Source organism: uncultured Sphingomonas sp., assembly GCF_934560975.1.
In the GTDB taxonomy this organism is placed as follows: Bacteria; Pseudomonadota; Alphaproteobacteria; order Sphingomonadales; family Sphingomonadaceae; genus Sphingomonas_I.
The window spans coordinates 29,350-55,160 of the sequence record NZ_CAKTFO010000010.1; the positions used below are offsets into that span (position 1 = coordinate 29,350).

Genomic DNA, 25,811 nt, shown 5'->3' on the forward strand with positions numbered 1-25,811 from the left:
CTTCACGGTGCGGGCCTGCCCGGCGCCGCCATTCCTTTTGAATCTTGAGGTCACGAAAAGTATGGCGAACACGCCGCAAGCCAAGAAGCGCATCCGCCGCAACGATCGCCGCGCCGAAGTCAACGGCGCGCGCGTCAGCCGCATCCGCACCTTCATCAAGAAGGTCGAGAGCGCGCTGCTGGAAGGCAACAAGGATGCGGCGGCGACCGCGCTGGCCGCGGCCCAGCCGGAGCTTCAGCGTGGCGTGTCCAAGGGCGTGCTGCACAAGAACACGGCCAGCCGCAAGTTTGCGCGCCTGACCAAGCGGGTTGCGGCGCTGGGCTGAAGCCGCGCTTTCCGATCGGCTTTCAAGGAGCCCGCCGGCACCCGCCGGCGGGCTTTTTGCTGTTCGCCGTCCGGCCTCCGGCAATGGTCCGAAATCGCTTGATTCTTTGTCCCCGGGCAAGCGATCAAAACAAGAAAACCCATACATATCAGTCACATGGATGGTGCTTCCGGCAAATTTGGCGGACTTCCGCCGTCAAGCCCCTTTATTTCAAGTCGGTGACGGTTCCTGCGCTTGAAAGGGGCCTCGCGATGTACCTAAGGTCCGCTTGCCCGTTCGGTGATTCTCCGGTTCGGGCCAACCGATGGAATGTAATCGTCGGCGCGCACGGGGGCTCGTTGCGCGAGCGTTGAGTCTTGTCCGCCCTGATCGAACCGGTGTGCCGCGAGGTGCTTTCGGCAACGGGTGCGGCATGGGTGGGAGCATGAAGTGAAGGCAGGCCTGAAGATGCATGAAGACGGACTGCTTCCAGTCGAGGCAGCATGGGACGCGATCCGTTCCAGCCTGCGTCGCAGCTGCGGCGAGCGCATCTTCGACGGCTGGCTGAAGCAGCTGCAGCTGGGCGAGTGCGACCTGGACGCGGGCGAGGTGCGGCTGGAGGCGCCGTCCGCATTCATGGCCACCTGGATCCAGAATCACTTCGCCGAACAGATTTCGGCCGCGTGGCGCGCCATGCTGCCGCAGGTCCGCCATATCGCGATCGAGGCCGCGATGGACGCGCCGGGCCGGGTGGCGGTGGACGCGCCCGCGCCGGAGCCCACGCCCGAGCCGCAGGATGACGCCGCGCCGGCCGAGGCCGAGCATCAGCCGGGCAGCGTGCTGGCGTCGCGCTTCAGCTTCGACAATTTCGTGGTCGGCAAGGCCAATGAGCTTGCCTACAATGCGGCGCGCACGCTGGCGGAGGGCGGCAAGCTCGCCTTCAATCCCTTGTTCCTGCATGGCGGCGTCGGCCTCGGCAAGACGCACCTGATGCACGCGATCGGCAAGGAATATCGCGCGCGCTTCCCCAATGCCAAGGTCGTCTACATGTCGGCCGAGAAGTTCATGTTCGAGTTCGTGGCCGCGCTCCGCGCCAAGGACGTGCACAGCTTCAAGCTGCGGCTGCGCAGCGCCGACGTGCTGATGATCGACGACGTGCAGTTCATCGCCGGCAAGGATTCGACCCAGGACGAGTTCTTCCACACCATGAACGAGCTGATCTCGGCCGGGCGCCGCCTGGTGATCAGCGCCGATCGCAGCCCGCAGAACCTGGACGGCATCGAGAGCCGCATCCAGTCGCGCCTGTCGTGGGGCCTGGTGGCGGACCTCAACCCCGCCGATTTCGAGCTGCGCTACAACATCATCCTCAAGAAGCTTGAGGCGATGCCGGCGGGCACCATGTCGAACGAAGTGGCGATGTTCCTTGCCAAGCGGATCAGCGCCTCCGTTCGTGAACTGGAAGGCGCGCTCAACCGGGTGGTGGCGCTGGCCAATGTCAGCAACAGCCAGATCGACGTGGCGTTCGCGGAAAACGCCCTGGCGGAACAGCTGCGCGCCAGCCAGCGCCGCGTGACCATCGACGAGATCCAGCGCCGCGTGTGCGAGCATTATCGCATCCGCCAGGCGGAGATGGGCTCTGCCCGCCGTGCCCGCGAAGTCGCCCGCCCGCGCCAGATCGCCATGTACCTGGCCAAGCAGCTGACCCAGCGGTCGCTGCCGGAGATCGGCCGGCGTTTCGGCGGGCGCGATCACACGACGGTGATCCACGCCGTCCGCACGATCGAGGCGCTGCGCGTCAAGGATGCCGAGATCGACGGCGACGTCCGCCTGCTGATGCGCCAACTGGAAGGCTGATCCCCACCCATCGCGGCAATCGCCTGATCCGCCCGTGGAACGCGGCGGATCGCATGTTTTTTCAATGCCATGTCGCAATCCGGCGCTGACCTGATAACGAGCGCATCTTCCTTTGCTTGAGAGATGCGGCGCTTCATGATCCGATCGGCTGTCACTGCGTTCCTGCTTTCCTCCGCGCTGCCCGCGCTGGCGCAAGTGCCCCCGGGCAATTCCGCGCCCCAGCCGCTGGCCGTGGTCGACACGATCCCGACGGCGCGCGACACGCCGTTCCCGGGCGGCACGATCCTGCTGGATGTGGACGCGACCGATACCGAGCGCGGCATCTTTCGGGTGACGGAAACGATCCCCGTGCGCGACGGCGGGCACATGGTGCTGCTTTATCCCAAATGGCTGCCCGGCAACCATTCGCCCACGGGGCAGATCGAGAAATTGGCGGGGTTGGTCATCACCGCCAACGGCCAGACCGTACCGTGGACGCGCGATCGGACAGACGTATACGCCTTCCACATCGACGTGCCGCAGGGGGCGACCACGCTGGACGTGCGTTTTCAATTCGTGTCGGCGACCAAGGCCGACCAGGGCCGGGTGGTGATGACGCCCAATCTGGTCAGCCTGCAGCCGAACTCGGTCAGCCTCTATCCCGCCGGTTACTTCACCCGCCAGATCCCGGTGCGGATGACCGCCCGTTTCCCGGACGGCTTCACCGCGGCCGGCGCGATCCCGAGCAAGGCGAGCGGATCCACCTACGTCTATGATGCGACCAATTATGAAATTCTGGTCGACTCACCGATCTTGGCCGGGCGCTACGGCAAGGTCTGGCCGCTCAGCCCGCGTGTCAGGCTGAATGTCTTTGCCGACAAACCCGACATGCTGGCGGCCAAACCCGAGCAGATCGAGGCGCATCGCAAGCTGGTCGACCAGGCGGTGAAGACCTTCGGCGCGCAGCATTACGACCATTACGAATTCCTGCTGTCCTTGTCCGATCAGCTGGGCGGGATCGGGCTGGAGCATCATCGCAGTTCCGAAAACGGGTCGCGCACCGGTTACTTTACCGAGTGGGACCAGAATGTCGCCGCGCGCAACCTGCTGCCGCACGAATTCACCCATAGCTGGGACGGCAAGTTCCGGCGCGGGGCGGAGTTGTGGACGCCGGATTTCCGCCAGCCGATGCACGACCAGTCGCTGTGGGTCTATGAAGGCCAGACGCAATTCTGGGGCTATGTGCTGCAGGCGCGGTCGGGGCTGGTGTCCAAGCAGGACACGCTGGACGCCTATGCCTCGATCCTGGGCATCTACGACACCGCGCCCGCGCGGCAGTGGCGGCCGCTGATCGACACCACCAACGATCCCGTCATCTCGCAACGACGACCGAAGGGCTGGACCAGCTGGCAGCGGTCGGAGGATTATTACAACGAGGGGCTGATGGTGTGGATGGAGGTGGACGCGATGCTCCGCCAGAAATCCGGCGGCGGCAAATCGCTGGACGATTTCGCGCGCGCCTTTTTCGGCATCCGTGACGGCGATTGGGGCGAGGTGACCTACCGGTTCGAGGACGTGGTCGCCACGCTCAACGGACTCATGCCCTATGATTGGGCGGGGTTCCTGAACAAGCGGCTGACCGAAACCGGCCAGCCCGCGCCGACGCAGGGTTTCGCCATGAACGGCTACCGCCTGGTCTATGGGCCGGAGCAGTCGCGCTTCCTGAAGGAAGGCGAGGCGACCAAGAAGAATGTCGACCTCAGCTATTCGCTAGGTGTGGTCGTCGGCAATGACGGAATTGTGAGCGCGACCATCTGGGACTCGCCCGCCTTCAAGGCCGGGATCGATGTCGGTACGCAGATCCAGGCGGTGAATGACGAGGCTTATTCGGGCGAGGCGGTCAAGGCGGCCATCCTGACCGCCAAGGACGGCAAGGATCCCATCCGCTTGATCGTAAAGAACGGCGCGCGTTTCCGCACGCTCACGATCGATTATCATGGCGGGCCGCGTTACCCGAAACTGGAAAAGGTCGGAAAGGGCGATGGCGGGCTCGACCGCCTGCTGGCGCCGCGCTGACCGCGTGATGACAGGGGCGGGCCGCGTCGGGCCAGGCCTTAGCGGCGCGCCTCGTAAGCGATCGTGCGCAACGTCAGATAGACGATGGAAAGCAGGGCGGCGACGGTCAGCAGCGCCGCCCATTCCACCGTTCCATAGCCGCCGCCCAGCAACAGCACCGCCATTGCATAGCTGACCACCAGCAGTACCCAGCCGGCCCATCGCACGCGTGTACCGATCCGCGACGGCAAGGTGCGTCCCACCAGGCAAAGCTGGTGCCGCGGCGTGCCGTAGAGCAGCCCGGCAAAGCCTGCGATCGCGACCAGCAGGACGAGCAGGTGGATCATGCCGCGGCAAGCTCCTTGGGCGGTGCGCGGCGGCCCGCTGGCGCACGGCGGCGTTGCACTTTCAGGGCGGCAAGGGCGAGCACCCAGGCGGTGACCAGCATCACCACGTCAAAGGTCGGGAACAGCCAGTCGCCCTCAAGCAGGCTGGCAAGCGGATTGTGCGCGGTGGTGAGCGCATTGACGAGCGGGATGGCGGCAAACAAAACCGCGCCCACGCCCAGCACCTCGACCCACGCCCGCCGTGCCGGCCGTACGATCGACCACACCAGGCAGGCGCCCCAGGCGATGAACAGGCTGTTGATCTCCCACTCCGCGCGATCGGCGAGGTGGAGTGGCAGCAGCCGATTGGCATGAAAATAGCATGCCAGCCCTACCATCAACCCGGCGATGGTGGCGACGTTCAGCTTTTCCACCAGTCGGAAGCCGACGTGCGGGCGGGCGGGATCGGGCAGCTTGGCGCGCCGCTTCACCGTCCACAGCACCAGCCCGCTGGCGACCATGATCGTTCCGCCGACCCCCGCCAGGAAATAGAGCCAGCGCAACGCAAGATTGGCGAAACGGCCGGCGTGCAGGCCCACCATCACGCTTTCGGTGGCGGTGGCTCTGCCCTGGGCCGGGCTGGCGGAAAGCATCCGTCCGGAAACGCCGGAAAAGGTCAAGGACGGTCCACGCGTGCCCATGCCGGCACCCCAGGCACGCGTCACCGTGATGTTCGCGGTCGCATCGCCGGGATTGGAGACGATCACCACGCCGGCATCCGCGCCGTCCCAGCGGCGGCTCGCCTCCGCCAGGATCGGGCCGATCGGCACGAGCGCGGCCACCCGTCCGGAGGGCGCGACCGGGGGCAAATCCCCACGCATTTCCTGATAATAGCTCATGGGCGACGCGTAATTGGCGGCAACGCTCCACGGCATGTACATCGTCGCCAGCGTCACCAGTCCCGTATAGGTGATCATCAGGTGGAACGGCAGGGCCGTAACCGCCGTGACATTGTGCGCATCCAGCCAGCTGCGCTGTCCCCGCCCGAACCGGAGCATGAAGAAGTCCGCAAAGATCTTCTTGTGGGTGACGATGCCCGACAGGATCGCGACCAGCATGGACATGGCGGCCACCCCCACCAGATAACGGGCCCACATAACGGGCATGTAGTGGAGGTCGAAATGGAAGCGGTAGAGGAAGAAGCCGCCGCGCGTGTCGCGCGTCTCCACCGTGTTGCCCTGGCCGTCCAGGGTCGCCTGCGTCTCCGCGCGGTGTGAACGCCCCTTGGCCTTGCCATTCGCCTGCTTGTCGGCCGGGGCGGCGGCGGGCTTTTCACCCGGCTGCCAGTAGACGGTGGTGCCGACCCCGCGCGCATTGGGCAGGGTGATGTACCAGCTGGCCGCGCCGGGCGCATTTTGCGTAAGCCAGCGCACCGCCCCCTCGGCCGCCCGGGCCGGCGAGACGCGCTCGGTCTGTTCAGGCTGCATCCAGCGGGTGATTTCGTCCTGGAAATAGGCGGTGGTTCCCGTCGTGAACATGGCGAACAACAGCCAGCCGAGCACCAGGCCCGTCCAGGTGTGAAGCCACGCCATGCACTGGCGGAATCCCTCCTTCACACCCGCCCCGCCATTACCAGCGACAGCCACAGGGCCAGCGTCAGCAGGGCGCCGCTGCCCGCGAGCCATGCCCAGCACCGCCCGATGGATCGCACGCCGAACGACGCCATGGCGATCACGGCGAAGATCGCAAAGGATGCCAGCGTCGCGGTCATCGTCGCCTCGGCCCGCTGCATCGGCAGCAGCCGCGCGAGCAGGGCGATGGCGAGCGAGGTCACCGCGTAATTGCCCAACGTCGCCGCCAGGATGCGGAGGCCGACGGCGATCCGATCCGCCGTGCCGACTGCCGCCCTGCTGCCGATCCTGGGCGTGCCGGCCGTCCGCTTCGCCGCCCCGTCAGTGGCAACGGGCCAGGTGACGGACACCCCCCGTCGGATCGAACCGTTCGGCTGGAATGTCGGCGATGTGAGCATGTCCGTATTCTCCGGCTAATGCGTGTAACTCGCAATAGCATGGATGGCGCGGAAGTAAACCGCCACGACAGGGCAGGCGGATGATGCGGGTGGAACCGGGTCTTGGAGCCGCCCGCACGCTTGGTGGACGCCGCATCCGAATGAATTGCCGGGATATTGTTGATGGAACGCATTGGCGAGCCGCTTGCGTGGCCGGGGCGGCGGTGATTAGACGCCGATCGTCATCGAAAAGGAACGATCATGCGCCTTGGCCTTGCCGCTGCCCTGCTTCTTGCCGCTTCCCCCGCTCTGGCCGCGCAGGACGGGCCAGGGAAAAGCGGCGGCGCCGCGGCCAAGCCCGCCGGCAAGGCCAATGCCGAAGTGGAGAAGGACGCGGTCGAGGCGGCATATGCCAATGCACCGATCGAGGAGCGTGCGGAAACATCGCGCGGCAAGGTTACGGTGGGCAGCAAGATCCTGCCCTACATCGCCACCGCCGGCACGCTGACGATCCGCGACATCGAAGGCAAGCCGACCGCGTCGATGTTCTACACGGCCTATACGCTTGACGGGAGCAAGCCGGGCACCAAACGGCCGATCACATTCTTCTACAATGGCGGTCCGGGCAGCCCCACCTTCTGGCTGCACATGGGATCGTTCGCGCCGATGCGGCTGAAGACCGGCAATCCCGAATTCATTCGCCCGGCACCCTATGATTTCGGCCCCAACCCGGACACGTTGCTGGACAAGACCGACATGGTCTTCCTGGACGCGATCGGCGCCGGCTATTCCCGCCCGCTCGGCGACATGAAGCCGGGCGCCTTCTATGGCGTGGATGAGGATGCGGACGCGTTCGCCAAGGCGATTTTGCGCTACGCCACCAAATATGGCCGCTGGAACAGCCCCAAATTCCTGTTCGGCGAAAGCTACGGCACGTTACGTTCGGGTGCGCTGGCGTATCAGTTGCAGGATCGCGGCATGGCGCTGAACGGCGTGGTGCTGCTGTCGAGCATCATGAACTACGGCTATCGCCAGCCGGGGCTCGATCAGGTCTACCTCAATTATCTGCCCAGCTATGCGGCGACGGCCTGGTATCATAACCGCATCCCGAACCGGCCGGCGGATGTCGCCACGATCGTCGCCCAGGCGCGCGCCTTCGCCACCGGCCCGTACATGACCGCGCTCGCCAAGGGGCAGGCGATTTCCGATGCGGAGCGCGATCAGGTGGCCGAGCAGATGAGCCAGCTGATCGGCATCAACCCCGATTACATCAAGCGCGCCAATCTGCGCATCGACCTGCCGCGATTCCAGAAGGAATTGCTGCGCGGCACCCGCCAGACGATCGGCCGGTTCGACGCGCGCTACACCGGTGTCGATGTCGATGCGGCGGGCGACCGGCCGGAAACCGATGCGTCGTCCGACGCCATCTCCGGCGCGTTCATCGCCACCTTCCACGATTATGTGACGCACACGCTCGGCTACAACACCGACATGCCGTATCGCCTGTCGGCGCGCGACGCGGCGGGCTGGACCTGGAACTGGAAGCATGACGCGCCCAACCGCATGGGGCAGCAGAACAACCCCAACACCGCCGTCGACCTTGGCGCGGCGATGCGGGCCAACCCCTATCTGCAGGTGCTGTCCATGAACGGCTGGTACGACATGGCCACGCCGTTCTTCGGGACGGAGAATGACCTGTCGCACATGATGCTGGAGCGGTCGCAGCAGGGCAATCTGCGCTTCACATATTATCCGGCGGGCCACATGGCGTATCTGAATCCGGATGCTCTGCACGCCATGAAGCGCGACCTGGCGGCGTGGTACGACCACGCCGTGGACGTCGCGCGCCAGCCGACGCCGCCGCAGCCGGGATCGGTCGCGGGCGCTGCGCCGACGCCTTCCACCCCGAACTAAGAGCGGAGCAGTCGGCTACTCACCGTCGCCCCTGCGGAGGCAGGGTCCGATCTCTCTTTCGCCTAGATACTGGCAGAGAGATTGCCCGGAATGGCGGTATGCGACGGAGAGACATGGGCCCCTGCCTCCGCAGGGGCGACGGCGGGGAGGGCGCGCGCCGAGTATGCCAATCCGGAGCGGCAATATTTGGCGCGGCACATGGTTTCGCCGGGACGGTGCTCAGGATGCCAGCGGCAGGGCATCGTGGCCGGGCAGGGAGCACGGCGCCGGCGGTTCGATGGGGATCACCCGATCGGCCAGGGCCGCCAGCGCCGGGCTGTGGCTGGTCAGGATCAGGCCCTGTCCGGTCCGTGCCAGCCTGTTTGCCAGCCGGCTGCGCACCAGCGCCTCGGTCGCGGCATCCAGCCCTTCGCTGGGCTCGTCCAGCAGCAGCCAGGGCGCGTCCGCCAGATAGGCGCGGGCCAGTGACAGCCGGCGGCGTTCGCCCCCGGACAAACGGGCACCGTTTTCACCCACCCAGCTATCGAGGCCCTGCGGCAAGGCGCGCACCCGTTGGTCCAGCGCGGCATCGTGCAGCGCCGCCCACAAGGCGGCCTCGTCGGCGTCCGGCCGGGCCAGCAGCAGATTGTCGCGGACCGTGCCCGACAGCAAGGCGGCGTCCTGCGGCGACCAGCCGAAGCAGCGGCGGCGCACGGCATCGGGGATTGCGGCAGCGTCCTTGCCGGCGATCCGGACCCGCTCGCTCTCCAGCAGGCGCAGGCCGAGCATACCTTCGATCAGGGTGGTCTTGCCTGAACCCGAACGGCCGCCGATCAACACCCGCTCGCCCGGATGCAGGCGATGAGGCCTGTGCAGGATCAGGTCGATCGTTGGCGCAACCGCCATCTCCTGCTCGGGACGGCGCGGCGTGGCACCTTGCAAGATCGCATCGATCCGTGCCGTCGCTTCCTCGACCGCGCTGCGTTGGGCGAAGCTGCGGAGCAAAGGCGATGCGCCGTCCACCGTCATCGCGGCGGCGAGCGCGGCCAGCGCTGCGATCGGCCCACCCGCCGCGTGCGAGAGCAAGGCGGCAAGGATCGCGGCGAGTGCGATGGCGGTCGCCTGGAACAGTTCTAGCCAGCCCAGCATCCGGGCCTGGGCATGTTGCGCATCCGCCAGCGACCGGCTTCGCACCTGCGCGCGGTCGGCCGCCCACGCCTCCAAGGCGTAGCAGCGCAGTTCGGGCGCGGCCTCGCACAGACCGGCGATTTCCTCCTTCAACGCGCCGGCGGCCTGCTGAACCTGTCGGCCGGGCGCGGCCAGGCGGCGCGTCAGCAGATGTGTGGCGATCAGCAGCATGGCCAGGCAGAGGGCGGTGGACAAGGCTGCCCACCATCCGCCCAGGGCGGTCAGCGCGACGCCGGATGCCAACGCCGCCGCCACGCTCCACGGCGCGGGCAGGCGCACGAAGCGGGCCTCGATGGCGTCCACGTCCTGCACCAGCCGGGCCGTCGCCTCGCCCGTGGTGACGGCAAGGGCACGGCCACCCGGCGCCGCAGCCAGCGCCCGGAACAAGGCCGGGCGGATCCGGGCGAGCGCGCTGAAGGCCGCTTCGTGGCTAGCCAGTCGCTCGCCATAGCGCGCTCCGGTGCGCACGATCGCGAGCAGGCGGATGCCGGCGCTGGGCAGCATGTAGTTGAACGCCTGCGCCGCCGCGACGCCCGCCAGCCCCGCGCCGGCGGCGGCGGTGATGAACCAGCCGGACAGGCCCAGCAGCAGCACCGAAGATGTCGCCACCAGCATGGCGAACAGGGCGGCCCTGCGCAGCAACCGGTGCTGACGATGCCGTTCGCCGGCAATCAAGCTTTCCAGCCGCTCGGTCATGACTCCACTCCCAGGTGCACGATGCGGTCGGCGATGGCCGCCAGCTGCTTGCTATGGGTTGCGATAAGGGTGGTGCGGTCGCGTGCGGCCCGCGCGATCACCGCGACCAGAGCCTCCTCCGACGCATCGTCGAGATGGGCGGTCGGTTCGTCCAGCAGCAGCAAGGGCGCCTGTTTCAACAGCGCCCGCGCCAGGGCGATGCGCCGCCTTTCGCCGCCGGACAGGCCGCCGCCGCGCGCATCGATCCGCGCATCCAGGCCGCAGCGGCGCGCCAGCAGAGCGGGGCCGAGCCCGGCCGCGCGGATCGCCGCCGCAACTTCCTGCTGGCCAGCATCGGGCCGCGCGAGCAGGATGTTGTCGCGCACCGTGCCCGCCACGATCAGCGGCATCTGTCCGGCCCATGCCGCCGATGCGGCCACGCCACCGGTTTCGGTGAGCGGCAGGCCATCCACCAGCACCTCGCCCCCGCTCAAGGGTGCAAGGCCGAGCAGCAGGTGGAGCAGGCTGCTCTTGCCGCTGCCGGACGGGCCGACCAGCGCCACGATGCCGCCGGCGGGCACGTCGAGCGAGAAGCCGGACACGGCCGCCGTCTTGTCCCCGGCATAGCGGATCGCCACGTTGCGGAACCGCAGGTCGGGCGCCGCCGTAAGGCGCCGTGCCGCCGCATGGCCGGACGTAACCGCGACAGCCTCCACCGCGTCGAGCCGTTCGGCCGCCGTCTCCGCCGCCTGCTTGTCATGGTATGCGGCGGCCAGCCGGCGCATCGGCGCGTAGAATTCCGGCGCCAGCGCCAGGATGAAGAAGGCGCGGGTCAGGTCCAGCTTCTCCGGCACGGGAAAGGGCAGGAGCCCCAGCAGGTTGAAGCCCGCATAGACCGCGACCAGCGCCACGGAGAGCGCCGCGAAGAATTCCAGCGCGCCCGACGACAGGAATGCGACACGCAGCACCCGCATGGTGCGCCGGGCCAGATCGTCGGCCGCATGGCCCAGCCGCTCTGCCTCCCCTTCGGCCGCACCGAATGCCAGCACGACCGGCAGGGCGCGCACCCGATCGGCGAACAGGCCGGACAGGCGGGCCAGTGCCGTGAACTGCTTGCGGCTTTCGTCCGCCGCCGCGCCGCCCGCCAGCGCCATCGCCAGGACGAATGGCAGCAGGGTCGCCAGCAGGATGCCGGCGGCGATCGGGCTGGCAACCGCGGTCGCGGCCATGACCAGGAGGGGCGCGATGCCGCCCGCCATTCGCGCCGGCAGGAAGCGGGCGACATAGCCGTCCATGGCGTCCACCTCGTCCACCGCCGCGCTCATCAGCGTGCCGGCGGTGGCGGAACCTCCGGGCGGGCTGCGCAGGGCGGCGGCGACGATCCGGCGGCGCAGGTTGAGCTTGGCCGTCCGCGCCCCATCGGCCCCCACCCGCGCGGCGAGCATCGCGCACAGGCCGCGCACCATGCCGGAGCCGAGCGCGAGCAACGCCCACGGCAGCATTGCCGCTACTCCATGCGGCACCGCCACGATCGCCAGCGCCAGCCCGGCGGCGAACCCCACCGCCGCCAGCGTGTCGCCCAGCAGCAGGGTGGTGGAGGCGCGGGCCCGCCCGCCATCCGCCACCACGCCCTTCAGATAGCGGCGGCGCGCCCGCGCGGCCTGCCTGTCGATCGTCATCGCAACCATGGCCCGATCGTGCCGCGGCGCGGCGTCCGGGTCTTTGACCGGAGTCAATGTTGCTGGCGTGCGAGGCTCCTACCGCACTGTCCGAGGAGGCCGTTCTCGGTCCCTGGGGAGACAATCGATGGACGTCGGGGTCGTAGACCTGTCGCGACTGCAGTTCGCGCTGACCGCTTTATACCACTTTCTATTCGTGCCGCTTACGCTCGGCCTCAGCTTCATGCTGGTCATCATGGAAGCCGTTTACGTGATGACCAACCGTCCCATCTGGCGGGAGATCACTCGCTTCTGGGGCAAGTTGTTCGGCATCAACTTCGTGCTGGGCGTCGCCACCGGACTGACGATGGAGTTCCAGTTCGGAACCAACTGGTCCTATTTCTCACACTATGTCGGCGACATCTTCGGCGCTCCGCTGGCGATCGAGGGACTGATGGCATTCTTCCTCGAAGCGACCATGGTCGGCGTGATGTTCTTCGGCTGGAACCGGCTGTCGAAGCTCGGACACCTGATCGTCACCTTCCTGGTGGCGTTGGGCACGAACCTGTCGGCGACCTGGATCTTGATCGCCAATGGCTGGATGCAGAATCCGGTCGGGGCGAAGTTCAATCCCGAGACGATGCGGATGGAGGTGACGGATTTCGGTCAGGTGCTGTTTAATCCGATCGCGCAGGCCAAGTTCGTCCACACCGTCAGCGCGGGCTATGTGCTCGCATCGGTGTTCGTGCTCGGCATCTCGTCTTATTACCTGCTGAAGGGCAAGTGGACCCGCGTCGCCAAGCGTTCCATGACGGTCGCGGCCGCCTTCGGCCTCGCCTCCTCGCTGTCGGTCGTCGTCCTGGGCGACGAGAGCGGCTATGCGCTGACCGACAACCAGCAGATGAAGCTGGCCGCGATCGAGGCGGCCTGGCACACCACGCCCGCGCCCGCCGGCCTGACCCTGTTCGGGATGCCCGACACGGTTGCCCGCAGCACCCGCTATTCGGTGGAAGTGCCGTGGGTTCTGGGCGTGATCGCCACCCGCAGCCTCGACAAGGAGGTGACGGGCATGTCCGAACTGGTGCTGAAGGCGCAGGAGCGGATTGCGTCAGGGATCACCGCCTATGACGCGGTCGAGAAGCTGAAGGTCAATCCGAACGACATCGCCGCGCGGGAGCAGTTCGCGATGCACGGCCGCGACCTCGGCTATGCCTTGCTGCTGAAGCGCCAGATGGCCGATCCGCGCATGGCGACGCCGCAGCAGATCAGCCTGGCGGCATGGGACACGGTGCCCAACGTGCCGGTGATGTTCTGGGCGTTCCGCGTCATGGCCGTGATCGGCTTCTACCTGATCGCATTGTTCGCGATCGCCTTCGTGCTCTGCTCGCTCCGGCTGCACCTCCAGACCCGGTGGTTCCTGAAGCTGGCGGTGCTGTCGATCCCGCTGCCATGGGTCGCGATCGAACTGGGCTGGATCGTGGCGGAACTGGGGCGCCAGCCGTGGGCGATCGAAGGGGTGCTGCCGACCTTTCTGGCGCCGTCGTCGCTGTCGCGGGGCGCGCTGTGGACCACCATCGTCGGCTTCACTTTGCTCTACGGCGTGCTGGCCGTGATCGAGGTCCGGCTGATGATCGCGTCCATCAAAAAGGGTCCGCACGATCATTCCGAGGATCCGCAGCCCGCACCCGGCCCGCTGCCGGCCACCCCGGTCGTCGGCTGACGGCCAGAAGCAAGGATCAAGACAATGGCATTCTTCGACTATGAAGTGTTGCGACTGATCTGGTGGGCGCTGTTGGGCGTCCTCCTGATCGGCTTCGCACTGACCGACGGCTATGACCTGGGGGTGGCGGCCTTGCTGCCCTGGGTCGCCAAGACCGACGTCGAACGGCGGATGGTGATCAACACGGTCGGCCCGACCTGGGAAGGCAACCAGGTGTGGTTCATCCTTGGCGGCGGCGCCATCTTTGCCGCCTGGCCGTTCGTCTACGCGGTCAGCTTTTCCGGCTTCTACCTGGCCATGTTCCTGGTGCTGTCGGCGCTGATCCTGCGGCCGGTGGGGTTCAAATATCGCTCCAAGCGGCCGGACGCTGCCTGGCGGACCCGCTGGGACTGGGCCCTTTTCGTGGGCGGGCTGGTGCCGGCCCTGGTGTTCGGTGTCGCGGTCGGCAATGTCCTGCTCGGCGCGCCCTTCCGCCTGGATAGCGACATGCGGGCCTTCTACGAAGGCACCCTGCTCGGCCTGTTCACGCCGTTCACCTTGGTCTGCGGCCTGCTGTCGGTGGCGATGCTGCTGCTGCACGGTTCGGCGTGGATCGCGCTGAAGGTCGAGCGTGGCCCGGTGCATGACAAGGCGCGCGCGATCGGCACGGTGGCGGGCATCGCCTCGATCCTGCTGTTCGCGGCCGGCTGGGCGTTCGTGGCCTATGGCGACGTGGGCTTCCGCATCACCAGCCCGGTCGATCCGCTGGGCCCGTCCAATCCGCTGCGCACCACCAGCGAGGCGGTGACCGGCGGCTGGCTGACCAATTACAGCCTGTATCCGTGGATGGTGATCGCCCCGGTGCTGGGCTTTGCGGGCGCTTTGCTGGCTTTGTTCGGCATTCGGCGCGGCAACGAGGTGGCGGCGTTTACCGGATCGTCAGCGTCGGCGGCGGGCATCATCGCCACGGTCGGCCTGTCGATGTTCCCGTTCCTGCTGCCGTCGCGGATTGATCCGCATTCCAGCCTGACGGTCTGGAACGCCTCGTCGAGCGCACACACGCTGGGGATCATGGTGTTCGTGACGGTGGTCTTCCTGCCGATCGTGCTCGCCTACACCGCCTGGGCGTACAAGGTGATGTTCGGCCGGGTGACGTCGCACGACGTCCACACCAACGTCGATTTCTATTGATCCGGGAGGGTATGACGATGTGGTATTTCACGTGGGTGCTGGGCCTGGGCCTGGCGATCGGCTTCGGTGTCCTGAACGGCATCTGGCACGAATTCCACCTGCCGATAGAGGATGACAGCGAAGCGCCCGCCAACCAGTAAGGCGGGGCATTCAGGCCAAGAACAGGCCGGGCGGCGACATTGCCACCCGGCCTTTTTTGTTCCCCGCGCCAAAGCGTTACGACGTCGTGGCTAGGAACGGACGCAAAAGGGGCGACACCCGGGAATGGCGGTCCTATATGCGGCGCCATGGCAGCAAGTGAGATTTGCGCCGACTGCGCGGTGCGTGACCAGGCCTTGTGCGGCAGCCTCAGCGATGAGGAACTGACCGCGCTGAACCAACTTGGGCGGCGGCAGACGATCGCGCGCGGCGACACGTTCGTCTGGGCGGGCGACGACAGCATCGTGTGCGGCAACCTGCTGGCGGGCGTGCTGAAGCTCAGCGCCTCTACCGCCGATGGGCGTGAACAGATCGTAGGCCTGCTCTATCCCGCCGATTTCGTGGGCCAGCCTTATGTCGACAGCGCCGCCTTCACGATCACCGCGCTGACCGATGCGGAACTCTGCGTATTTCCGCGCAAGCCGTTCGAGCGGGTGCTGGAGGATCATGTGCGGATGGAGCGGCTGCTGCTCCAGCGGACCTTCGCCGCGTTGACGGAGGCGCGGAGCCGGATGCTGATGCTGGCCCGCCAGTCCGCCGAGGAACGGATCGCCGGTTTCCTGCTGGACATGGCGACACGCACCGAAAAGACCGGCTGTCGCGGCGCGGCGGATGGGCCGGTGACGTTCGACCTGCCGTTGACGCGCGGCCAGATCGCGGACGTGCTGGGCCTCACGATCGAGACGGTCAGCCGCCAACTCACCAAGCTGAAGACGGCCGGCATCATCGCGCTGCCGGGCGCGCGTGCGGTCACCATCCGCGACCGCGAGGCCCTGGGCGCGCGGGCGGAGCCGGCCTAGTCCCGCCGCCCGTTCCTGTGCGGGAGAAAGCAGGGGCGATTGTCCCGCGCCTCAATTGCCGAGGGAATAGACCGTCTGGAACTTGCCGTCGGTCATGTGGCCGATATGCCAGGTGCTGCTCTCGCCCTTGGCGAAGGTGACCTTGTAGGTTTCGACGCGCTGGGCTGCCTCGCCCTCCGCTTTCTCCAGGGTCAAGGTGGTGACCGGGCCGGCCGCCTTGAGGTCGGTCGCCATCGCCCCGATCTGTTCGCGGCAGGCGGTCAGCAAGGGAGCAGCCATCAGCTCGGCGGAGCAATTTCCGGCCACCGCTTGCGTCAGCATCGTGCGGAGCGCGTCCGCGTAATTGTCCGTTGCTGCATAAGCAGGAACGGCCAACAGGCCGGCCAACGCCGAACCAAATGCGACAAATCCTACGCGCATGATCTTCTCCCCCCATCGATCAGGGGCGATTATGTCCTGCGGCCTGAGGGGCGGCAAGCACCCGCTCTGCACCAGGACAGCGCGCGATCGGTGATTGATAGCGAAGGGGGTAGGGGATCGCTTGGAAGAGCCTCAGCGCCGCCTCACACCGTCCGGCATGTTTGCGCCATCCGCTCGGTCATCAGGGCTCTCGCGCCGTCCGTCAGGCGATTGCCCGCCAGCGCCAGGATCGCCAGCTGCTCGAACGCCATGGCGTCGCGGCACCCTTCAAAAAAGCAGCGCAGCATGTAGCCGAGGGTTTCCGCGGGGACGGCATGTTCACCCTCCGCGCCCGCCATGAGGGCGGCGGAGAGGTCCTGCGCCTGCACCGCGCAGGAGATATGGCGCGCGTGGATATGGTCGAGCAGGCTGTGGGTCAGCAAACGCGGCAGGTCGCGCGCGAACATGGCTTCGAGCACCTGATCCTCGTGCGAGTTGTGCGCCCCCAGCAGCTCTTCCAGCTCCTCCGTGACGATCACGACCGCGCCGGGGCTTGGCCGTTCGGGCAGGGTGTCGGCAATGCTCTCCAGCCGCTTGCACAGATGCTCGATCGCGGCATGTTCCGCCACGATGCGCATCAGGTCGATCTCGGCGATCACGTGCCAGCGCCGCGCGAACGGCACCATGCTCCGATAGTCTTCCCGAACCGCCATACGCCACTCCTCATCCTGGGCGCAGGATCGTGGAAAAGGGTGGGCGCGGCCTTGACCGGGGTCAAAGCCGCGCGTGGACAGTCAGAAGCGGGTGCCGATGCCCACGCCGACCACGATCGGATCGAGGCTGACCCGCACGCGGTTCACCGCATTGCCGGTGGTTAGCCGGGCGGTGGTGTCGATGTCGATATACTTGACGTCGATATTGGCGAAGATCCGGGGCGTCAGGTCGAAGTCCAGGCCCGCCTGCACGGCATAACCCGCACTGTCCTTCAGCCGGACCGCCGTCTTGCCGATGGCGTTGTTGAGCGCGTCGCTGGCCTTGTCGTTGTAGAAGAAGGTGTAGTTGAAGCCGACGCCGGCATAGGGCCGGACCTTCGCCAGCGGCGCGAAATGATATTGCAGCGTCAGCGTCGGCGGCAGCACCCAGGTGCCGGCGATCCTGCCCAGGCTGTCCAGCCCGTCGCGCCCCGACACATGATGCTTGGTGGTGCCGAGGATCAGCTCCGCCCCGATCCTGTTGGTCAGCATGTAGGTGAAGTCCAGTTCCGGCGCGATGCTGTTGTCCACCGCCACATGCGCGCCGGGGAAGCTGGGCTGCACCGTGCCCGATTTCTCGGTCGGCGCGACCAGGATCGCGCGTCCGCGCACCAGCAGGTCCCCCTGGTCCGCATAAGCCGGCGCGGCCGCCGCCACGATCATCGCGGCGCCCAGTGCAATGTGAAGCTTCATGATACTGCCTCCCTCGTTTGAGATGAGGGGCGGCTAGGAGCGGCGGGCGGGCCTGACATTGACCACGGTCAAGGATGGCCGAGCAGGCTTTCGGCATCAGCATCGCCATGCACCGCTATATATCAGAGCTCGCGACGCGGTCCGTGCCGCGCTACACCAGCTATCCCACCGCAGCCGAATTCAACGAACGCGTCGGTGTGGAGGATCAGGCGACCGCACTGGCGGCGATCGATCCGGACAGCGCCGTGTCGCTCTACGTGCATGTCCCTTACTGCCACCAGATCTGCTGGTATTGCGGCTGCAACACGGGCGCGGTGGGACGGTCGCAGCGGCTGGACGCCTATGTCGCCGCGCTGGAACAGGAGATGGCGGCGGTCGCATCCCGCCTGCGCGGTCGCGTGACCGGCATCCACTTCGGCGGCGGCAGCCCCAATGCCCTCTCCACCGACGATTTCCGCCGGGTGGTCGCGTCGCTGCGCAGTCATTTCAAGGTGGCGGCGGATGCCGAGATCGCGGTCGAACTGGATCCGCGCGGGTTCGACGCGGACTATGCGGAAATGTTGGCCGAGGTCGGCGTCTCGCGCGTGAGCCTGGGCGTGCAGACCTTCGCCGCCCATGTGCAGAAGCGGATCAACCGCGTGCAGCCCTATCGGACGATTGCGGAGGCGGTGCGCAACCTGCGTTATGCGGGGATCACGCACATCAACTTCGACCTGATGTACGGATTGCCCGGCCAGACCGCCGACGATGTAGCCGACACGATCGCGGCGGCGCTGCGCCTCTATCCCGATCGTGTCGCCATGTTCGGCTATGCCCACATGCCGCGTCTGCTGCCGCGCCAGCGGATGATCGACGACAGCGCGCTGCCCGACGCGGCGGCGCGCTTCGCCCAAAGCGACCTGGCGCACCACATGCTGGTGCAGGCGGGCTATCGCGCGATCGGGTTCGACCATTTCGCCACGCCTTCGGACAGCCTGGCGATCGCGGCGGAGGAGGGGCGGCTGCGGCGCAACTTCCAGGGTTTCAGCGATGAAGGCGGCGCGGCCATTGTCGGCCTCGGCGCATCGTCGATCAGTCAGTTCGACGGACTGCTGGTGCAGAATGAGAAACATGTCGGACGCTATCGGATGCGGGCCGGCAACGGTGGAATGGCGGCGGCGCGGGGCGTTGCTCGGTCGGCCGAGGATCAACTGCGCGGGGCGGTGATCGAGCAGTTTCTGTGCAACGGGACGGTTGACGTCGCGGCCGTGGCGCAGGCGCATGGCCACATGCCGGAGGTGCTGATCGGCGCATGGGACGCATTGCAGGAACTGGCCGCGCGGCAATTGGTGGTGCTGGACGGCTGGCGCCTGACGCTGGCCGAGGGAGCCCTGCCCTATGCCCGCCTGATCGCGGCGGCGTTCGACCTCTACCGTGCTCCGGCCGACCATCGTTTCAGCAAGGCCGTCTGACCATCAGGCGGGGCGGGTGGCCGGATCAGATCCGCTCGTCGATCATGCGGATGAAGTTGCGACAGGGCAGGGCCATATTGTCGTGGCGGCAGATCAGCCACATGCCCGTGATCGCGCTGTCGTCCAGCAGGGGACGGTGAACCAGGTTCGCGGACCGCAAAGCCCGCAGCGAATCCGCCAGCACGCTGACGTCCAGGCCGGCGGCGGTCAGCCCGAACAGGGTGGAGATTTCCTGCACGGTCTGCGCGATCACCGCTGTGATGCCGTTCGCCTGCAGCAGCGCCAGCAACTCCTCGGTAAAACCCGTGGGGCGTGCTTCGCCGTGGATCAAGGGAGCATTGCCTCCGGCGTCGACGTAAGCCGGGCGCAGAACCAGTTGTTCAGCGCAGGCCGAACTGTCCGCTGTGGGGCGCGATCGCCAGCGCACCGAGCATGCCATCGCCGTGCTGGTCGGGCAGGCGCCGGCCACTTTTTCGATCGCGGTGCGCCGCAGGCCGATCGTGCCCCCGGCGCTGCCGGCCGGTTTGCCCTCGACCTTGCTGGAACGCCGTTCCGAGATCGCCGCTGCCGAACGGCGCATGGCGGAGGCCAATGCCCGCATCGGCGTTGCCCGTGCCGCCCTGTTCCCGGCGGTGACGCTGGGTGCATCCGGCGGGTTCGAGGCGAGCGGCGGCAATCCGCTCAGCGCCAGCAATGGTTTCTGGGCGCTCGGTCCGGCGGCGGCGGTGCTGTCGATCTTCGACGGCGGGCGGCGTCGCGCCGGCGTGCGGATCGCGCGTGCCGAATATGATGAGGCCGTGGCCGATTACCGCCAGCCCGTGCTGACTGCCTTTCGTGAGGTGGAGGACAATCTGGCGGCGTCCCACCTGCTCGCCACGCAGGGGGTAATCAGCGGACGGCTACCACGGCGGCGGAACATGCGCGCGACCTGACCCTGATCCGCTACCGCGACAGCACGGCCGATTATCTGGAGGTCGTCACCGCGCAAACGGCGGCGCTGGATGCCGACCGCGCCTTGCTGGAGGTGCGCACCGAACAGTTGGCGACCGCGATCGATTCCATCCGATCAGCCGGCGCTCCCTGTTGACGAGGCGCGGCCTTCGACCAAGTCGACCCAGCCTTTTCACTGGATAATGGCGCATTGTGTCACGACAAGGTCCGGTGCGGACCTAAATGGCTTATGTAACATAGTTGATAGCTGAGCCGCGGCGGCTTGGCTGCGGCACGCACGTTCGTGCTTCTCGTGATGCGCTCAAGGCGATGTCACTCTGCCGCAAGTGGACCGGAATAGGCTAAATCTTGCATGACAAAAACGATTGTGCCGTAATAAGCCTGCTTGTTTTGCAGTATACAATGGCGGAGCAACAATGACGTTGTTCATTGTCATGTAAAGCGCCCAACGCATCGGATTGCGGCCGATTTATCTGACAGATAGAGGCAATTACGGTGTGTGTTTCGGTCAAGAATGGCACGGTAGCACCGTTCGCTTGCGACTGGTGTAATCTGGATTACTCTTTATAATCGCCCCTCGACGTGGCTTTGTTTGGCTTGGCGCGCTGGAGGGATGGATGTCGCCCTGGTCTATTTCCAATCGCGTCTATGTCGCGTTCGGGGCGCTGCTTTTCCTGTCGATCCTGCTGCTCGCCACCGGTTTGATGGTGGCGCAACAAGTCAGGGATTCCAATCTCGACATCGCACGATTGAGCGGGCTGCTACAGTCAGAAGACCGGCAGGAGCGTCACCAGCAGGAGCTTCGGCTGGAAATTGGTGAGATCACGCGGATGGCCGAGCGCGGGAATGCGGTGCCCGCATCCGAGTGGCGTCGATTGGTCCGCCACGCCGACCAATTCACCAGGATGTCGGCGGACTGCGCGGCTTCCGGCGACAGGTTGCCGCAGCACCTTCGCCACATGCTGGCCGATCGATGCGCGGCATCCACGACCTTCTCGACCCAGTCGGAAATCCTGATCCGCACGGCCCAAAGCCAGTCCGGGTCCATCAGAGCGGTGATGGGCCTGTTCCTGTCCTCCCTGCGTGGACGGGAGACGGCACGCGCCGACTTCCGCTCCGGTCTGGCTGGCAGCATCGATGCCGCAGTGTCCCGCACCTCCGGCGAATTGTACCGCAGCATGTTGCAGGTTCTGGCCGGCGGTGCGGCGTGCCTGATGATCATGTGCCTGTTGACCGCGTGGCTGCGCCGCCGCGTGATCCGGCCGATTGAGTTGATCGCCGATCGGCTGCGCCATTTCAGCAGCACGGACATGGGCGACCTGGCGGTGCCCGGCATGCATCGGCGGGACGAACTGGGCGATCTCGCACGGGGACTGTCGCAATATTGCCTTGCGGTGCAAAAACGGCGCTCGGCGGAACAGCGCGCGGACTTTCTGGCGCATCACGACGTGCTGACCGGACTGCCCAATCGCCTGTTGTTCGACCATCGTCTCGCGCATGAGCTGGCCCGCAGCCGCCGCACAGGCGAACGGCTTGCCGTGTTCGCCATCGACCTCGACAATTTCAAGGCGGTGAATGATCGCCATGGCCATGCCGGCGGCGATCGCGTGCTCCAGCAGGCGGCGGAAATCCTGCAGGGATCGGTGCGGCCGGACGATCTGGTCGCGCGGCTGGGCGGCGACGAGTTCGCGATCATCCAGGTCACGCCCGATCAACCCCGTGCGGCGGAGGCGCTGGTGTCCCGCCTGTTCGCGATCATGGGTGACGCCATGGAGGGCGGCTCCGCGATCCGGATGAGCGTGGGCGTCGTCATCTCCGATCCGGAACAGGATATGGAGGAACTGCACAACCTGGCCGACATGGCGATGTACCGGGCCAAGTCGGACGGGCGCAACACCGCGCGCTTCTTCGACACCGGGCTGAAGGACGAGGTGCGCCTGCGCTGGCGGCTGACCGCCGACTTGGAGGCGGCCGCCGCGCGGGGCGAGCTGCACGTCGCATTTCAACCGCTGGCTCAGGCACGGACGCTGGACATTACCGGCTACGAGGCGCTGCTGCGCTGGGTCCATCCGGAACTTGGCCGCATCGCGCCCGACATGTTCATCCCGCTGGCCGAGTCCACCGGCCTGATCTACGAACTCGGGCTGTGGGTGGCCGATCAGGCGATGGCGGTGGCGACCCACTGGCACCCCGGCATCTCGCTGGCGCTCAATCTGTCACCCATCCAGTTCCGCAAGGGCGACCTCGGCAACGACCTGCTCGCCTTGTGCGGGGTGCATGGCATGAGCCCGAGCCGGCTGGAGATCGAGGTGACGGAAAGCGCCACGCTGCTCGGCAGCCACCGCGAGGAGGTGCTGGCGACGCTGCGCCACCTCAAGAGCCGGGGGGCGCGGATCGTAATGGACGATTTCGGCACGGGCCATTCGTCGCTCGGCAACCTGCGCGATTTCCCGTTCGACAAATTGAAGATCGATCGCGGCTTCGTGCTGTCGCTGCTGACCCACGCGCCGTCCGCCTCCATCGTGCGGACCATCATCGCGCTGGGCGAAAGCCTGCGAATCCCGATCGTGGCCGAGGGCGTCGAGACGGAGGATCAGCTCGCTCAGCTACGCGAATGGGGCTGCGACCAGGTGCAGGGCTTCCTGATCGGCCGTCCCGAGGCGGTCGACAGCATCGTCACCGCCGCCGCCTGCCGTCCGGTACCACAGCGTCACGCCCGTCCTGGCCACGACCGTTTGCAGGCGTGACCGGAAGCTTTATGGGCCCAACATCGGCCGGATGTGTCGAAGGTTGATGTAGAGCGTTCCGTGATGATGACCCGCAGATTGCCGATCGTCCTGCCGTTCGCGGCGGAACCCACCATGCCGTGCCGTGCCGGGGATGTGGCGACGATCGGCAGGCGTGGAAACCGCCGGCGCGCGGCCGCACGTCAAGCGCATGGTTGCGGGGGCCTGCACGGCTGATGTCGGCACCCGGACAGGACGTCGATCCGCGCTTGGCCGCGCTGGAGCGCGAGAATCAGGCATTGCGCAAGGCCGCCGCCCGCGACCGCGCGGTTCTGGACAGCAGCACCGACTTCGCGATCATCGTCACGAACTTGGACGGCGTGGTTACCGACTGGAACACCGGCGCGGAGGAGATCCTGCTCTGGCCTGTCGAAGAGATGATCGGCCGATCGGCCGAATACTTCTTCACGCCGGAGGATCGCGCCGCGCAAAGGCCCGAGCATGAAATGCAGGTGACCCGCAATCAGGGGCGGGCGGAGGATGAGCGATGGCACCTGCGCGCCGACAACAAGCGTTTCTGGGCTTCGGGCAAGATGATGCTGCTGCGCGATGCCGCGGGCGAGCATGTCGGCTATGTGAAGATCCTGCGGGACCGCACCGTCGAACATGAGGCGCGCCAGGCCTTGTTGCAGGCGCAACAGGAAAATGCGCGGGTGAACGCGGCATTGCAGGCCAGCGAGCAGCAGTTCCGCACCTTCGCGCAGGCCATGCCCAACCAGATTTGGGCGGCGCGTCCGGACGGCACCATCTACTGGTTCAACGATCAGTTGGTGGCCTATTCGGGCCTGCCGCTGGACGAACTGCTCGCCCCCGACGGGTGGCAGCGGTTCGTGCATCCGGACGACGTCCCGACCACGCTGGCGGCGTGGCAGGCGGCGCGCGCCAGCGGCGACAATTACGAGCATGAATACCGGCTCAAGCGCGCGGACGGCGCGTACCGCTGGTTCCTGACCCGGGGGGAGCCGGTTCGCGACGACACGGCGGCCATCACCGGCTGGGTCGGGACCAACACCGACATCGACGACCAGAAACGCACGGAGGTCGCCAGCACCGCCGACCGTGACCGGCTCTGGTCGATGTCGCAGGACCTGATGCTGGTCTGCACCGTCGAGGGCGAGATCACGGCGGTGAACCCATCGGCCGCGCGCATGCTCGGCTGGAGCGAACAGGAGATGGTCGGCCAGCCCATCTCCGCCTTCCTCCACCCCGAGGATCTGTCAGGCACGGCGGCGGAAATGGAGCTGCTGGCCCGCGGCATAACCACGCTCGCGTTTGAGAACCGCTATCGCACCAAGGCGGGCGACTATCGCTTGCTCGCCTGGACGGCGGTGCCGGAGCAGGGGCGCATTCACGGCGTCGGCCGGGACATCACGGACGAACGCCGGCTCGTCCGCGAGCGCGAACGCATCTGGCGTCTGTCACCGGTGATGAAGGTGGTGACCGATCCGGAGGGCGTCATCACCGACGTAAACCCGTCCTGGACGCACACGCTGGGCTGGGCGCGCGAGGAGACGGTGGGGCGCCGCAGCACCGACTTCATGGTGGACGACGAAATCGCCTTCCAAGATCGCGTAAGAACCTTGTCGTCCGGCAAGCCGCTGCTGAACTACACGACCACGCTGACCACCAAGGCGGGCGACCGGCGCGTGGTGCAATGGACCACTGTGCCCGAAAACGGCATCTTCTATGGCTTCGGTCGCGACATCACCGGCGAACTGGAGGGCGCAGCCGCGCTTGCCGACGCCGAAGCGGCGCTGCGCCAGTCGCAGAAGATGGAGGCGGTGGGGCAGCTGACCGGCGGCATCGCCCACGACTTCAACAATCTGCTGACCGGCATTACCGGCAGCCTGGAATTGCTGGAAATCCGGATCGCGCAGGGACGCTTCGCCGACGTCGACAAATATGTGGTCGCCGCGCGTGGAGCGGCCAAGCGCGCGGCCTCGCTCACCCATCGCCTGCTGGCCTTTTCGCGCCGCCAGACGCTCGACCCCAAGCCGACCGACGTCAACCGCCTGATCGACGGCATGGAGGATCTGGTGCGGCGCACGGTGGGGCCGGAGATCGACCTGGAGGTGGTCGGCGCGGCGGGGCTGTGGCCGACCCTGGTCGATCCCAACCAGCTCGAAAACGCCATGCTCAACCTCTGCATCAATGCGCGCGACGCGATGCAGGGGGGCGGCCGCCTGACGATCGAAACCGGCAATCGCTGGATGGATCGCCGTGCCGCCAAGGAGCGCGACCTCGATCCCGGGCACTACATCTCCTTGTGCGTGTCCGACAGCGGGGCGGGCATGACCAAGGAAGTCATCGAAAAGGCGTTCGATCCCTTCTTCACCACCAAGCCGCTGGGGGCGGGGACGGGCCTGGGCCTGTCCATGGTCTACGGCTTCGCGCGCCAGTCCGGTGGGCAGGTGCGCATCTATTCGGAGGAGGGGGAGGGCACCACCGTGTGCATCTACCTGCCCCGTCATCATGCCGAGGCGAACGAAATGGAGGAGGAGGCCGCGCTGTCCGACGTGCCCCGCGCGATTGCGGGCGAAACCGTGCTGGTGGTGGACGACGAGCCGACCGTGCGCATGCTGGTGATGGAAGTGCTGGACGAGCTGGGCTATGCTGCGCTGGAGGCGGGCGACGGCGCCGCCGGCCTCAAGATCCTGCAATCCGATACCCGCATCGACCTGCTGGTGACCGATGTCGGCTTGCCCGGCGGCATGAACGGCCGGCAGATGGCGGACCTGGCGCGCGAGCATCGCCCGGACCTCGAAGTGCTGTTCGTCACGAGTTATGCCGAAAATGCGGTGGTGGGCAACGGCCAGCTCGACCCCGGCATGCACGTGATGACCAAGCCGTTCGCGATGGAGGCTTTGGCCTCCTACGTCCGTGAACTGATCCACAAAGGCCATGCACGCGCGCTGCGGGCCGGCGCGGTCCTGCCGGCGGACGGCTAGGCG

Annotated in this window: 21 protein-coding genes; 12 read left to right on the plus strand and 9 right to left on the minus strand. The window is 66.8% G+C overall.

The window, feature by feature from the left end:
* Positions 1-61: 61 nt before the first annotated feature.
* From rpsT to Q0D93_RS08515, 3 genes are all read left to right on the plus strand, one after another.
* Positions 62-325, plus strand: a complete 264-nt coding sequence (gene rpsT / locus Q0D93_RS08505) for a 30S ribosomal protein S20 (RefSeq protein ID WP_294392903.1) — start codon at positions 62-64, stop codon at positions 323-325.
* Between the two features lie 447 nt (positions 326-772).
* Positions 773-2,158: a chromosomal replication initiator protein DnaA gene (dnaA, locus tag Q0D93_RS08510; RefSeq protein WP_294392990.1), complete on the plus strand. Its 1,386-nt coding sequence runs from the start codon at positions 773-775 to the stop codon at positions 2,156-2,158.
* Positions 2,159-2,293: 135 nt separating this feature from the next.
* Positions 2,294-4,213, plus strand: coding sequence for a peptidase M61 (locus tag Q0D93_RS08515; protein WP_294392905.1), 1,920 nt, complete (start codon positions 2,294-2,296; stop codon positions 4,211-4,213).
* 38 nt (positions 4,214-4,251) lie between these two features.
* Here Q0D93_RS08515 and Q0D93_RS08520 read toward each other — a convergent pair whose 3' ends face one another.
* Genes Q0D93_RS08520 through Q0D93_RS08530 form a run of 3 tightly spaced genes read right to left on the minus strand, consistent with a single transcriptional unit; the run spans position 4,252 to position 6,547 of the window.
* Positions 4,252-4,539, minus strand: a complete 288-nt coding sequence (locus tag Q0D93_RS08520) for a DUF3325 domain-containing protein (protein WP_294392907.1) — start codon at positions 4,537-4,539, stop codon at positions 4,252-4,254.
* Positions 4,536-6,110 carry a PepSY-associated TM helix domain-containing protein gene (locus Q0D93_RS08525; protein ID WP_294392909.1) on the minus strand — a complete coding sequence of 525 codons (1,575 nt, stop codon included), beginning with the start codon at positions 6,108-6,110 and terminating at the stop codon, positions 4,536-4,538. The genes Q0D93_RS08520 and Q0D93_RS08525 overlap by 4 nt, the downstream gene beginning before the upstream one ends.
* A 20-nt stretch (positions 6,111-6,130) precedes the next feature.
* On the minus strand, positions 6,131-6,547 hold the full coding sequence (locus Q0D93_RS08530) for a hypothetical protein (RefSeq protein ID WP_294392911.1): 417 nt from the start codon (positions 6,545-6,547) through the stop codon (positions 6,131-6,133).
* A 240-nt stretch (positions 6,548-6,787) separates the two neighbouring features.
* On the opposite strand from Q0D93_RS08530, the gene Q0D93_RS08535 reads away from it, so the two are divergent.
* Positions 6,788-8,440, plus strand: a complete 1,653-nt coding sequence (locus tag Q0D93_RS08535) for a peptidase S10 (protein WP_294392913.1) — start codon at positions 6,788-6,790, stop codon at positions 8,438-8,440.
* A gap of 219 nt (positions 8,441-8,659) precedes the next feature.
* On the opposite strand, the gene Q0D93_RS08540 is transcribed toward Q0D93_RS08535, so the two are convergent.
* The gene (locus Q0D93_RS08540) at positions 8,660-10,303 is read right to left on the minus strand and encodes an ATP-binding cassette domain-containing protein (protein WP_294392915.1); all 1,644 of its coding nucleotides are present in this window, start codon (positions 10,301-10,303) and stop codon (positions 8,660-8,662) included.
* Positions 10,300-11,961, minus strand: a complete 1,662-nt coding sequence (gene cydD, locus Q0D93_RS08545) for a thiol reductant ABC exporter subunit CydD (protein WP_294392992.1) — start codon at positions 11,959-11,961, stop codon at positions 10,300-10,302. The genes Q0D93_RS08540 and cydD overlap by 4 nt, the downstream gene beginning before the upstream one ends.
* Before the next feature lie 127 nt (positions 11,962-12,088).
* On the opposite strand from cydD, the gene Q0D93_RS08550 reads away from it, so the two are divergent.
* From Q0D93_RS08550 to Q0D93_RS08565, 4 genes are all read left to right on the plus strand, one after another.
* Positions 12,089-13,660, plus strand: coding sequence for a cytochrome ubiquinol oxidase subunit I (locus tag Q0D93_RS08550; RefSeq protein WP_294392917.1), 1,572 nt, complete (start codon positions 12,089-12,091; stop codon positions 13,658-13,660).
* Positions 13,661-13,684: 24 nt separating this feature from the next.
* On the plus strand, positions 13,685-14,830 hold the full coding sequence (cydB, locus tag Q0D93_RS08555) for a cytochrome d ubiquinol oxidase subunit II (RefSeq protein ID WP_294392919.1): 1,146 nt from the start codon (positions 13,685-13,687) through the stop codon (positions 14,828-14,830).
* A gap of 17 nt (positions 14,831-14,847) precedes the next feature.
* Positions 14,848-14,970, plus strand: coding sequence for a cytochrome bd-I oxidase subunit CydX (gene cydX, locus Q0D93_RS08560; RefSeq protein WP_294392921.1), 123 nt, complete (start codon positions 14,848-14,850; stop codon positions 14,968-14,970).
* Between the two features lie 147 nt (positions 14,971-15,117).
* The gene (locus tag Q0D93_RS08565) at positions 15,118-15,828 is read left to right on the plus strand and encodes a Crp/Fnr family transcriptional regulator (protein WP_294392924.1); all 711 of its coding nucleotides are present in this window, start codon (positions 15,118-15,120) and stop codon (positions 15,826-15,828) included.
* Between the two features lie 51 nt (positions 15,829-15,879).
* Here the strand turns inward: Q0D93_RS08565 and Q0D93_RS08570 are convergent, their stop codons facing one another.
* The 3 genes from Q0D93_RS08570 to Q0D93_RS08580 all read right to left on the minus strand — a co-directional run bounded on the left by Q0D93_RS08570 (position 15,880) and on the right by Q0D93_RS08580 (position 17,672).
* On the minus strand, positions 15,880-16,248 hold the full coding sequence (locus Q0D93_RS08570) for a hypothetical protein (protein ID WP_294392925.1): 369 nt from the start codon (positions 16,246-16,248) through the stop codon (positions 15,880-15,882).
* 143 nt (positions 16,249-16,391) lie between these two features.
* Positions 16,392-16,940, minus strand: a complete 549-nt coding sequence (locus Q0D93_RS08575; protein WP_294392928.1) for a hypothetical protein — start codon at positions 16,938-16,940, stop codon at positions 16,392-16,394.
* A gap of 81 nt (positions 16,941-17,021) precedes the next feature.
* Complete coding sequence (locus Q0D93_RS08580; RefSeq protein WP_294392930.1) at positions 17,022-17,672, minus strand: OmpW family outer membrane protein; 651 nt, start codon at positions 17,670-17,672, stop codon at positions 17,022-17,024.
* Positions 17,673-17,746: 74 nt separating this feature from the next.
* Here Q0D93_RS08580 and hemN point away from each other — a divergent pair, with 74 nt between their 5' ends.
* Positions 17,747-19,123: an oxygen-independent coproporphyrinogen III oxidase gene (hemN, locus tag Q0D93_RS08585; RefSeq protein ID WP_366510268.1), complete on the plus strand. Its 1,377-nt coding sequence runs from the start codon at positions 17,747-17,749 to the stop codon at positions 19,121-19,123.
* Positions 19,124-19,148: 25 nt separating this feature from the next.
* Here the strand turns inward: hemN and Q0D93_RS08590 are convergent, their stop codons facing one another.
* The gene (locus Q0D93_RS08590; protein ID WP_294392932.1) at positions 19,149-19,454 is read right to left on the minus strand and encodes a LysR substrate-binding domain-containing protein; all 306 of its coding nucleotides are present in this window, start codon (positions 19,452-19,454) and stop codon (positions 19,149-19,151) included.
* 73 nt (positions 19,455-19,527) lie between these two features.
* On the opposite strand from Q0D93_RS08590, the gene Q0D93_RS08595 reads away from it, so the two are divergent.
* From Q0D93_RS08595 to Q0D93_RS08605, 3 genes are all read left to right on the plus strand, one after another.
* Complete coding sequence (locus tag Q0D93_RS08595; RefSeq protein WP_294392934.1) at positions 19,528-20,055, plus strand: TolC family protein; 528 nt, start codon at positions 19,528-19,530, stop codon at positions 20,053-20,055.
* Between the two features lie 636 nt (positions 20,056-20,691).
* Entirely contained in the window at positions 20,692-22,821 is a 2,130-nt protein-coding gene (locus Q0D93_RS08600) for an EAL domain-containing protein (protein WP_294392936.1), read from the plus strand.
* Between the two features lie 215 nt (positions 22,822-23,036).
* On the plus strand, positions 23,037-25,808 hold the full coding sequence (locus Q0D93_RS08605) for a PAS domain S-box protein (protein WP_294392938.1): 2,772 nt from the start codon (positions 23,037-23,039) through the stop codon (positions 25,806-25,808).
* Positions 25,809-25,811: the final 3 nt, after the last annotated feature.